The following is a 10,837-nucleotide window of genomic DNA, read 5'->3' as shown; positions in this document are numbered from 1 at the left end:
CCCCGAACCCCCGAAGGGGGACAAGCTGGAAAAGGTGATAAACCTTCCTCCTATCACATACTCCGCTCTCGCGGGGCACATACGCAGCTATTGCTGGCTACCTCAGAGAGGGAAAAGGTAGTGACGAAAAAGGGAAGAAATGACGAGGGACGATTGACGAAGGGAATATGAGAGCACAGCGTGACTGGTAATTTAATTAGCCTATTTGATAATTAGAGAATTAGGAGATGTGTTTGTGAGTTCTGTTAAAAATATGTACTTTTGCCCCCTAAAAACATCAGAATAATGACTACCGCTATCTACAAACACTTCTTTTTGGGTTTCCTCTTTTTAAGTCAGTTTATCTTTGCACAAAAGGGATTGGAGGCGCTTATCATCAGTGATGGGGTACTGCTGAAATGCGACAACAGTAAGTTGCCCCGCGATGGAAGCATCGAACTGCCTCGCACTGTAAACAGAATTGCCAAAGAAGCCTTTAAAGATTGTCTTCCACTGAAATCTATCAGCATTGCGGGAACGGTAACTAATATTGAAGAGGGGGCTTTTTCGGGCTGTACTAACCTTACGAAAGTGGAAATATTACCTAATTCGGTAACCTATATAGGAGCTCGTGCTTTTGCGAATTGTACTAAACTATTGATGATATTTCTGCCTAATTCGGTTACTAATATAGGGGAAGAAGCGTTTAGAGGATGTTCTTCACTGAAAAAGATAGAGATTCCGGAAAATGTGAGTGAGTTGGGCAATCGGGCTTTTATGGATTGTTCGGGCTTGCAACAAGTGAATTTTCTCGGCGAAAAACTATCGGTGATTTCTTCACAACTCTTCTACCAATGCAAGCAGTTACAAAAGGTGGTGCTCCCTGAAAGCGTGAAAAATATAAGAAGTAGTGCTTTTGCGTACTGCGAGAACCTCTCTTCGGTAACATTTCCTAAGCAATTAGAGAGTATAGGTGATGATGCTTTTGAGTATTGCAGACGATTGATAAGCATTGATATCCCTGATAGTGTAGTGTTTGTAGGAGCAAGTGCTTTCAACAGTTGTAGCAGTTTGATGAAGGTGAAACTGCCTTACGGGTTACGCCATATCCTAAACGATACTTTTTTGGACTGTACGAGTCTTACTGCTGTTGTGATTCCGGATACGGTAGAGAAAATCAATATACAGGCTTTTAAGAATTGTAGTTCGCTAGTGCGGGTGCAGATGCCTTTGGCTCTTACCAATATTTATTACGCAGCTTTCTATGGCTGTAAGAGTTTGCAATACATTGATTTGCCTGATGAGGTAAAATATATAGGAGGTCTTGCTTTTGGTGAATGTCAGAATATACAAACAGTAGAACTACCCAAAGCGGTAACCGTAATTGCTTCGAAGGTATTTTACAACTGCACGAACCTCGCAGAGGTAAAACTATCAAAGTTTACGACTTCAATAGGGGTGCAGGCGTTTTACGGTTGTGCGAATTTAAAAGAGCTGAATTTGCCGAACACCATAGAAAAAATAGATTTAGGAGCCTTTGAGAATAGTGGACTTATGGAATTACATAGTAAAGCTACAACACCTCCTATTATAAATAAAATAGGCTACCGCGGTAAAGTGGTAGTGCCACATAGGTCAATAAGTTTATACAGAGAAGCGGTAGGGTGGAAAGATTGTGCTTTGGAATAGTGGGAGGGAAAGGTAAAAGGTAAAAGATAAAAGGTAAAAGATAAAAGGTAAAAGATAAAAGGTAAAAAATAATGACGTGGACGAGAAAGGTGAAGCCAGCGAGGGCTCACAGCTGGGTATGTGAGTAAAAGATAATGAGGTGGACGGGAATGGTAAAAGATAGGAGATAATAAGGTGAGAGGTAAAAGAATTAGGTAGGGAAGAATAAATATTAAAAAAATAATGTGAAAAGTTTGGCGGATTGAAAAATTCGCCGTACTTTTGCCACCCAAAAGCGCACATAAATAGGCGTAATATTACTCACTTATAACACTAATAAGTTATGATTCAATACATTAAAGAGTCTTATGAAGAGCTAACGAACCACGTTACTTGGCCTACTATTTCGGACGCACAGAGAGAAATGGTGGTAGTAGTGGTGTTTTCCATCTTATTTTCATTAGTAATTTGGGGAATGGATTCTTCATTTGAATACCTTATAGGTAAGTATTTTGAATTTATGAAATAAAAACAGCGAGGATGTCTGGATTAATAGAAAAAAAATGGTATGTAATTAAAACCGTTACCGGTCAGGAGAACAAAATAAAGAACTACATAGAGAACGAGACCTCACGATTGGGGTATGCGGACTATGTGGAAGAAGTATTAGTGCCTACTGAAAAGGTGGTTCAGGTGCGCAATGGCAAGAAGACCACTAAGGATAGGGTTCATATGCCCGGTTATGTAATGGTAAAAGTTCACTTAGCTGGCGAGGTAGTGCATATCATTAAGTCTATCCCAGGAGTAGTAGGTTTTTTGAGTGAAACCAAAGGAGGCGACCCGCTACCCTTGCGCAAAGCTGATGTAAGCCGTATGCTCGGTCAGGTAGATGAATTGGCTGAGACGGTAGAGACGGTAGCGATTCCGTTTGAAGTAGGTGAAATGGTGAAACTTATAGATGGACCTTTCAACGGCTTTAATGCTACCATAGAGCGCGTGAATGAAGAGAAGCGCAAACTTGAGGTGATGGTAAAAATCTTTGGACGCAAAACGCCATTAGAGTTAAGCTACACCCAAGTAGAGAAATTGTAACAAAGCCCTCGTAAAAGAGGCATTTAAATAAATTATTAATTATAAACAATGGCAAAAGAAGTTAGTAAAGTAGTTAAACTACAAGCTCGGGGAGGTCAAGCGAATCCTTCGCCACCAATTGGACCCGCATTAGGTGCTGCCGGTGTTAATATTATGGAGTTCTGCAAGCAGTTCAACGCACGTACGCAGGACAAACAAGGGAAAGTACTTCCTGTGGTTATCACCGTTTACAAAGACAAGTCATTCGACTTTGTTATCAAGACTGCGCCTGCTGCTGTTCAGCTATTGGAAGCCGCTAAGGTTAAAGGAGGTTCCGGAGAGCCAAACCGTAAGAAAGTAGCAAGTATCACTTGGGAACAAGTGAGAGCAATTGCAGAAGACAAAATGCCGGATTTGAGTGCATTTACAATTGAATCTGCAATGAGTATGGTTGCTGGTACGGCACGTTCAATGGGTATTACAGTAACTGGAGAAAAACCTTTTTAATCGCAAAGCAATATGGCAAAATTAACAAAGAAACACAAAGAAGCTCTTGCAAAAGTTGATAGAAACAAACTCTATTCATTAAAAGAGGCTTCAGCATTACTCAAAGAAATCACTTACACTAAATTTGATGCTTCTGTGGATATTGCAGTGCGTTTAGGGGTAGACCCACGTAAAGCAAACCAAATGGTGCGTGGCGTAGTTACGCTTCCTCACGGAACAGGTAAAGACGTGCGAGTGCTTGCCTTAGTAACTCCAGAGAAAGAAGCAGAAGCTAAAGCTGCTGGAGCTGACTATGTAGGGCTTGATGAATATCTACAAAAGATAAAAGACGGTTGGACAGATGTAGACGTAATCGTTACTATGCCAGCAGTAATGGGTAAGTTAGGTCCTTTAGGACGTGTATTGGGTCCTCGAGGCTTGATGCCAAACCCTAAAACTGGTACCGTTACTATGGAAATCGGGAAAGCTGTACAAGAAGTAAAGTCTGGTAAAATCGACTTCCGCGTAGACAAAACAGGTATCGTTCACGCCTCTATCGGTAAAATATCCTTCACTGCCGATAAGATTGTAGACAACGCCAATGAGTTAATTCAAACATTAATAAAGATGAAGCCTACCGCTGCTAAGGGTACGTATATGAAATCGATTTATCTTTCATCTACTATGAGCCCAAGTATTGCAGTAGATACTAAAACAGTTTAATTTGTAGTTAAAAACCGAAATTATGACAAGAGAAGAAAAATCATTAGTAATAGATAATTTAACTGCACAGTTAGCTGAGAGTAATGTTATTTATGTAACAGATTTAACTGGTTTGAATGCTCAGGACACAAGCGCATTGCGTCGTGCTTGTTTCAAAGCAAATATCAAATTGGCAGTTGTAAAGAACACTTTGCTTGCCAAAGCAATGGAAGTTTCAGAAAAAGAGTTTGGTGAATTGCCAACTATTCTTAAAGGAAATACCTCATTGATGTATGCTGAAGTAGGGAATGCTCCTGCTAAGCTCATTAAAGAGTTTCGCAAGAAATCAGAGAAACCTATCTTGAAAGGGGCATATGTAGATGCAGCTGTATTTATCGGCGACAATCAATTAGACGCCTTATCAGCTCTCAAATCTAAGAACGAAGTTATTGGTGAAATCATTGGCTTGCTCCAATCACCTGCCAAGAACGTTGTTTCAGCTCTTAAATCAGGAGGAGGTAAATTGGCTGGTATCATCAAGACCTTATCTGAAAAATAAAACTAAACGCACAAAATTATTTTTAAACAATTAAACAAAAACGATAGAAAAATGGCAGATTTAAAAAAATTCGCAGAACAATTAGTAAACTTAACCGTTAAAGAAGTAAACGAGCTTGCACAAATCTTGAAAGATGAGTACGGCATTGAGCCAGCAGCCGCAGCAGTAGCAGTAGCAGCTGGAGGTGCAGTAGCTGGAGGTGCAGCAGAAGCCGGTGCTGAAAAAACAGAATTTGATGTATTCTTGAAATCAGCAGGAGCTAACAAATTAGCGGTTGTTAAATTAGTAAAAGATTTAACTGGTCTTGGACTAAAAGAAGCTAAAGAAGTAGTAGACGGCGCTCCTTCAAAAGTAAAAGAAGGTGTTTCTAAAGAAGAAGCTGAAGGGCTTAAAAAATCTTTAGAAGAAGCTGGTGCAGAAGTAGAATTGAAATAATTTTACTTATAAACCCTATAAGGTTTAGGTCTTTTTCAGTAGGAATTAGACCTAAACCATTTTGTAATTTAAGGCAACAATACAACAACGATATTATGGCAAGAGATTTGTGCCATATCAACTTTAAAAAAGTTTAGGACTTTGAGAAAGTCTTAACTATGACAAACTCACGACTAACGACTTACTACTAACGATTAAACAATAATATTAAAGTAAAGAAAATGCTTACGAATCAAACCGCAAGAGTGAATTTTGCTTCCGTGAAACACGTTCCTGAATATCCTGACTTCTTGGATATTCAAATCAAATCGTTTCAAGAGTTCTTTCAGATGGAGACCAAATCGGAAGACCGAGTGCACGAGGGATTGTATCATACTTTTAAAGAGAACTTTCCTATATCGGACACTCGCAACCAATTCGTATTGGAGTTTCTCGACTATTTCGTAGACCCTCCTCGCTACACTATCCAAGAATGTATAGAACGCGGTCTTACTTATAGTGTGCCTCTGAAAGCCCGATTAAAGCTTTATTGTACTGACCCTGAGCACGAAGATTTTGAAACTATCGTACAAGACGTTTATTTGGGCACAATCCCTTATATGACGGCAAGCGGAACATTCGTTATCAACGGAGCTGAGCGTGTAGTAGTATCGCAGTTACACCGTTCACCAGGGGTATTCTTCGGTCAGTCGTTTCACGCTAATGGTACTAAACTCTACTCTGCACGTATTATTCCTTTCAAAGGTTCGTGGATTGAGTTTGCTACCGATATCAACAACGTGATGTACGCCTATATCGACCGTAAGAAAAAACTCCCTGTAACAACACTCTTCCGTGCAATTGGGTTTGAACGCGATAAAGATATATTGGAAATATTCGACCTTGCAGAAGAAATAAAGGTTTCTAAAACAGGGCTAAAAAAATACATCGGTCGTCGTTTGGCTGCCCGTGTGCTCAACACTTGGCACGAAGACTTCGTAGACGAAGATACCGGAGAGGTAGTATCTATTGAGCGTAATGAGATTATCCTCGACCGCGATACTGTACTCGACGAAGATAACATTCAAGAAATCTTAGAAGCTGATGTAAAGACCATTCTTCTCCACAAAGAAGATAGTCAGGCTACTGATTATACCATTATCCACAATACTTTACAAAAAGACCCTACCAACTCTGAGAAAGAAGCGGTAGAACACATTTACCGACAGTTGCGTAATGCTGAACCACCCGATGAGGAAACAGCTCGTGGTATTATCGACAAGCTATTCTTCTCAGACCAACGTTACAACTTGGGAGATGTAGGGCGTTACCGTATCAACAAGAAATTGGGCTTGGATACCCCTATGGAAAAGCAAGTGCTTACCAAAGAGGATATCATCACCATCGTGAAATACTTGATTGAGCTCATCAACTCTAAAGCAGAGGTAGATGATATCGACCACTTGTCTAACCGCCGTGTGCGCACAGTAGGAGAGCAATTGGCAGCCCAGTTTGGTGTAGGTCTTTCTCGTATGTCGCGCACTATCCGTGAACGTATGAACGTACGTGACAACGAGGTTTTTACTCCTATCGATTTGATCAATGCGAAGACCCTTTCGTCTGTGATTAACTCGTTCTTTGGTACAAACCAATTATCTCAGTTTATGGATCAAACGAATCCATTGGCTGAGATTACCCACAAACGCCGTTTGTCTGCCTTAGGACCTGGAGGTTTGTCACGTGAGCGTGCGGGCTTCGAGGTGCGAGACGTACACTATACTCACTACGGACGCTTGTGTCCTATTGAAACCCCAGAAGGGCCAAATATCGGTTTGATATCTTCGTTGGCGGTATTCTCGAAGGTAAACGGTATGGGCTTTATAGAAACCCCTTATCACAAAGTTACTAATGGGAAGGTAGACCTTAAAGATATGACCTACCTGACTGCCGAAGATGAAGAAGGACTCAAAATTGGTATGGCTAATATCGCATTAGACGATAAAGCTAATATCATTGAGGAAAAAGTGGTTGTAAAAGAAGATGGTGACTTCCCTATAATTGAACCTAACGAAGTACAATATATAGACGTCGCGCCTAACCAAATCGCTTCTATTTCGGCTTCTCTTATTCCGTTCTTGGAACACGACGACGCGAACCGTGCGTTGATGGGCTCGAATATGATGCGTCAGGCAGTACCTTTGTTAAGACCTGAAGCGCCTATCGTAGGAACAGGTTTGGAACGCCGTGTAGCTTCAGATGCCCGTGTGCTTATGAATGCAGAGGGTGATGGTACAGTTGATTATGTAGATGCTGATAAAATCATTATCACTTATGACCGTACTGATGAACAAAAATTGGTAAGCTTTGATGCTGATGAAACAGTATATAACCTTATCAAATTCCAAAAAACAAACCAAGGCACTTGTATCAACCTAAAACCGATAGTTGAAAAAGGTCAGAGAGTGAAAAAAGGTCAGGTGTTGTGTGAAGGTTATGCTACTGAAAACGGAGAGTTAGCTCTCGGTCGTAATATGAAGGTAGCGTTTATGCCTTGGAAAGGTTATAACTTTGAGGACGCGATTGTGATTTCGGAACGCGCTGTACGCGAAGATTTATTCACATCTATCCATATTGATGAATACGCTTTGGAAGTGCGTGATACTAAATTGGGGGCTGAAGAGCTTACTAATGATATCCCTAACGTATCGGAAGATGCGACCAAAGATTTGGACGAATACGGTATGATTCGCATTGGAGCAGAAGTACGCCCAGGGGATATTCTTATCGGTAAGATTACTCCTAAAGGAGAATCAGATCCTACCCCTGAAGAGAAACTCCTCCGTGCTATCTTTGGTGATAAAGCGGGCGATGTGAAAGACGCTTCTCTAAAAGCTTCACCTTCACTTTATGGGGTGGTTATCGACAAGAAATTGTTCTCACGTGCGGTAAAAGACAAACGCAAACGCAGTAAAGATAAAGAAGACGTAGCACAATTAGAAGCTGATTACAACGCTAAGTTTGAAGCTCTTCGCTCTAAATTGTTGGAAAAACTATATAGCTTAGTAGCTGAAAAGACTTCGGAAGGAGTAGTGAACGACCTCGGTGAAGAAATTGTGCCTAAAGGTAAGAAATATACTAAGAAAGTGCTTGAAGGCATTGAGGATTATGCTCACCTTACTTCTGCAGGTTGGACTGACGATAAGCATATCAACGGTCTTATAGACGACCTTTTGCACAACTATCGCATTCGTGAAAATGACCTACAAGGAGGATTACGTCGCGATAAATTCACCATTGCTGTGGGAGACGAATTACCTGCAGGTATCCTAAAATTAGCTAAGATTTACGTAGCTAAGAAACGTAAGCTAAAAGTAGGAGATAAGATGGCTGGTCGCCACGGTAACAAGGGTATCGTAGCACGTATCGTTCGCGATGAGGATATGCCATTTCTTGAAGACGGAACTCCGGTAGACATTGTGTTGAACCCTCTTGGGGTGCCTTCACGTATGAACATCGGTCAGATATACGAAACTGTATTGGGTTGGGCAGGACAAAAGCTCGGCAAGAAGTTTGCAACTCCTATCTTCGATGGAGCATCGCTTGAGCAAATTAATGAGCTTACCGATGAAGCAGGCGTACCGCGTTTCGGTCATACTTACCTATACGATGGTGGTACTGGTGAACGTTTCGACCAAAAAGCGACTGTAGGGGTAATTTATATGATTAAACTCGGACATATGATCGACGATAAGATGCACGCTCGTTCTATCGGTCCGTACTCACTCATCACCCAACAACCATTGGGAGGTAAAGCCCAATTTGGTGGACAGCGTTTTGGAGAGATGGAGGTATGGGCATTGGAGGCTTATGGAGCATCTAGTACCTTACGCGAAATCTTAACTGTAAAATCCGATGACGTAGTAGGTCGTGCCAAAACTTACGAAGCGATTGTAAAAGGTGAGACAATGCCAGAACCAGGCTTGCCAGAATCTTTCAACGTATTGATGCACGAGCTTAAAGGTCTTGGATTGGATATTAGACTTGAAGAATAATGATTAATTATTAATGGTTAATGGTTAATAATTAATTGTTGAAATTATAATAAAATTCCAAACTATTGAATATTCAGTAGTTTGGAATTTTTGTTTTATATAGGAATTAGATAGCAATAAGATAGATTATTTACTACAATTTTAATCCTTTTAAGGCGTCTAATAGTATTTCTACTCTTTGTTTGGAACTCTGGAAGAAAGCATCAGTCTTTACAATTTAGCTCCCTCTCGTAGCGTCCAAAAGTTCGTTGTTCTTTTGGGTGATAGTAGCGACTTGCTGTAATAAATTTTTTAGTTCTTTCATCATTATTCCTTTTGGGATACAAAATTAGGAAATTAAAATCAAAATATTGTTTTTCGCTGAAAAAAATGTATATTTGTGCGTTTTCTTTCTAAAAAGAATTATTATGCAACAACTTACTTACACCACTGACGATAATACAGAATATCAACCCTGATTACTTTTTGGGGCACTTGATGAATATAAGGCTCAATGATAACTATCGCCTTAGCTTAGAAACTATTAGCGGATAATGATACTGAACATACCAATATGAATATACGTCCTGTTATCACAACTGATATAGCCTTATTGCAGGCTATTGGCAAACAAACTTTCTATGAAACCTTTGCTGATACTAATACTCCAGAGGATATGGAGCAATACCTCACTACAAGTTTTGCGACAAGCAAAGTACAGCAAGAACTATCAAATCCAGATTCTCTTTTCTTCTTTGTTGAAGAAGAAAACAAGGTGATAGGTTATTTGAAGCTCAATTTTGCCTCTGCTCAAACAGAACCACAAGACCCTAATGCAATGGAAATAGAACGTATCTATGTGTTAAAGGAATTTCACGGCAGTGGGGTAGGTCAAGCGCTTTATCAAAAAGCTATTGAAGTAGCTAAAGAGCGAAGGGTACCCTATGTATGGCTGGGGGTATGGGAGAAGAACAAAAGAGCCTTACGTTTTTACCAAAAAAATGGATTTGTAGCTTTCGATGCACACACCTTCGTCTTAGGCTCTGATGCTCAAACCGATATTTTAATGAAACTGTCGATGTTTTAAAATATCCCCCCTTACTTTAAAAAATACAATAATTAGTTATACGCAAAAAGAACACGGCTGGGCAAAGGTAGTGATAAAAAAGATTTCTTGACTGGTTTGACTTGTCGGACAAATCAGACTGGTCAGGAATTTCGGAAGGAAACGGAAGAATTCGAAAGGAGACTAAGAGGCTTTTTGATGAAAAAAGGGTGTAAGGAGGGTGGGGTTAGCTTATAGAGAGCTTATAGGAAGCTTATACGAATCTTGGACGATTGGTATAGGAAGGGTATATAAGTAGTTGACTTATAGTATAATACAGCAATGCAAAAAAATGGCAAAAAGAGGGTTTCGAGGCGAAAGAAAAGGAATCCTCACCCCGTCCCTCTCCCAAGGAGAGGGGGAAGGTAGTGACGGGAAAAATAATAAAACCTCTCTCTTTACACATACCCAGCTATTGCTGGCTAGCTCCAAAGGGGGAATGTAGTGACGGAAAGAGAATGGGCGGGTTGGGAAATTAGAGAATTAGAAAATTTGGAAATTAGCAAATGGAGTGGGAGGTTCTAGCTCTTAGGGCATAGGCACTAGGGAGAGTGTAGTGACGGAAAAGAGAAGAAATGACGAATGACCAGGGACGAATGATGAAGGTAATACATAGAAGATTTCAACTTTGAGAAAGGGCATAGCACGACAAGCAAATTAGAAACTTTGACAAAGGCTGTAGCAGGACAGACGAGTAGAAACTTTGAAAGTGTAAAAGTTTAAGACGTCGATAAATTTTATGCTACTAACTATCAACCTCTTAAAATATTCTTCTAAAAATATTACGAAAAAATAATTGCTATTTTAAAAAATAGTTGTACT

The 10,837-nt window shown here is 40.2% G+C and carries 9 protein-coding genes; all 9 read left to right on the top strand.

All coding sequences use genetic code 11. The features are described from left to right. Nucleotides 1-285 precede the first annotated feature (285 nt). The 9 genes from HMPREF1320_RS09575 (at nt 286) to HMPREF1320_RS09535 (ending at nt 9,997) form a co-directional block, all read left to right on the top strand. Nucleotides 286-1,668, top strand: a complete 1,383-nt coding sequence (locus tag HMPREF1320_RS09575) for a leucine-rich repeat domain-containing protein (RefSeq protein ID WP_009418472.1) — start codon at nt 286-288, stop codon at nt 1,666-1,668. A 322-nt stretch (nt 1,669-1,990) separates the two neighbouring features. Further along, nucleotides 1,991-2,176, top strand: a complete 186-nt coding sequence (secE, locus tag HMPREF1320_RS09570) for a preprotein translocase subunit SecE (RefSeq protein WP_002673667.1) — start codon at nt 1,991-1,993, stop codon at nt 2,174-2,176. Nucleotides 2,177-2,187: 11 nt separating this feature from the next. Then, nucleotides 2,188-2,739, top strand: coding sequence for a transcription termination/antitermination protein NusG (nusG, locus tag HMPREF1320_RS09565; RefSeq protein ID WP_002673668.1), 552 nt, complete (start codon nt 2,188-2,190; stop codon nt 2,737-2,739). A gap of 48 nt (nt 2,740-2,787) precedes the next feature. Next, nucleotides 2,788-3,225 carry a 50S ribosomal protein L11 gene (rplK, locus tag HMPREF1320_RS09560; protein ID WP_002673669.1) on the top strand — a complete coding sequence of 146 codons (438 nt, stop codon included), beginning with the start codon at nt 2,788-2,790 and terminating at the stop codon, nt 3,223-3,225. 12 nt (nt 3,226-3,237) lie between these two features. Beyond that, entirely contained in the window at nt 3,238-3,927 is a 690-nt protein-coding gene (gene rplA / locus HMPREF1320_RS09555) for a 50S ribosomal protein L1 (protein WP_009418480.1), read from the top strand. Between the two features lie 22 nt (nt 3,928-3,949). Further along, nucleotides 3,950-4,465, top strand: a complete 516-nt coding sequence (gene rplJ / locus HMPREF1320_RS09550; RefSeq protein WP_002673671.1) for a 50S ribosomal protein L10 — start codon at nt 3,950-3,952, stop codon at nt 4,463-4,465. A 51-nt stretch (nt 4,466-4,516) separates the two neighbouring features. After that, complete coding sequence (gene rplL, locus HMPREF1320_RS09545) at nt 4,517-4,900, top strand: 50S ribosomal protein L7/L12 (RefSeq protein WP_002673673.1); 384 nt, start codon at nt 4,517-4,519, stop codon at nt 4,898-4,900. Nucleotides 4,901-5,121: 221 nt separating this feature from the next. Continuing rightward, nucleotides 5,122-8,931: a DNA-directed RNA polymerase subunit beta gene (gene rpoB / locus HMPREF1320_RS09540; protein ID WP_009418478.1), complete on the top strand. Its 3,810-nt coding sequence runs from the start codon at nt 5,122-5,124 to the stop codon at nt 8,929-8,931. Between the two features lie 553 nt (nt 8,932-9,484). After that, the gene (locus tag HMPREF1320_RS09535; RefSeq protein WP_009418476.1) at nt 9,485-9,997 is read left to right on the top strand and encodes a GNAT family N-acetyltransferase; all 513 of its coding nucleotides are present in this window, start codon (nt 9,485-9,487) and stop codon (nt 9,995-9,997) included. The last annotated feature ends 840 nt before the right edge of the window (nt 9,998-10,837 follow it).

Origin of the sequence: Capnocytophaga sp. oral taxon 335 str. F0486, assembly GCF_000277665.1 — a bacterium.
Lineage (GTDB): Bacteria > Bacteroidota > Bacteroidia > Flavobacteriales > Flavobacteriaceae > Capnocytophaga > Capnocytophaga ochracea.
Note: the sequence above shows the minus strand (reverse complement) of the source record. Positions and strands in the feature narration are given on the sequence as shown.

Bases quoted from the DNA above. Each gene is read 5' to 3' on its own strand.
- rplJ (WP_002673671.1), top strand. From the start codon at position 3,950: ATGACAAGAGAAGAAAAATCATTAGTAATAGATAATTTAACTGCACAG.
- rplL (WP_002673673.1), top strand. From the start codon at position 4,517: ATGGCAGATTTAAAAAAATTCGCAGAACAATTAGTAAACTTAACCGTT.
- rpoB (WP_009418478.1), top strand. From the start codon at position 5,122: ATGCTTACGAATCAAACCGCAAGAGTGAATTTTGCTTCCGTGAAACAC.
- rplK (WP_002673669.1), top strand. From the start codon at position 2,788: ATGGCAAAAGAAGTTAGTAAAGTAGTTAAACTACAAGCTCGGGGAGGT.
- nusG (WP_002673668.1), top strand. From the start codon at position 2,188: ATGTCTGGATTAATAGAAAAAAAATGGTATGTAATTAAAACCGTTACC.
- rplA (WP_009418480.1), top strand. From the start codon at position 3,238: ATGGCAAAATTAACAAAGAAACACAAAGAAGCTCTTGCAAAAGTTGAT.
- HMPREF1320_RS09535 (WP_009418476.1), top strand. From the start codon at position 9,485: ATGAATATACGTCCTGTTATCACAACTGATATAGCCTTATTGCAGGCT.
- secE (WP_002673667.1), top strand. From the start codon at position 1,991: ATGATTCAATACATTAAAGAGTCTTATGAAGAGCTAACGAACCACGTT.
- HMPREF1320_RS09575 (WP_009418472.1), top strand. From the start codon at position 286: ATGACTACCGCTATCTACAAACACTTCTTTTTGGGTTTCCTCTTTTTA.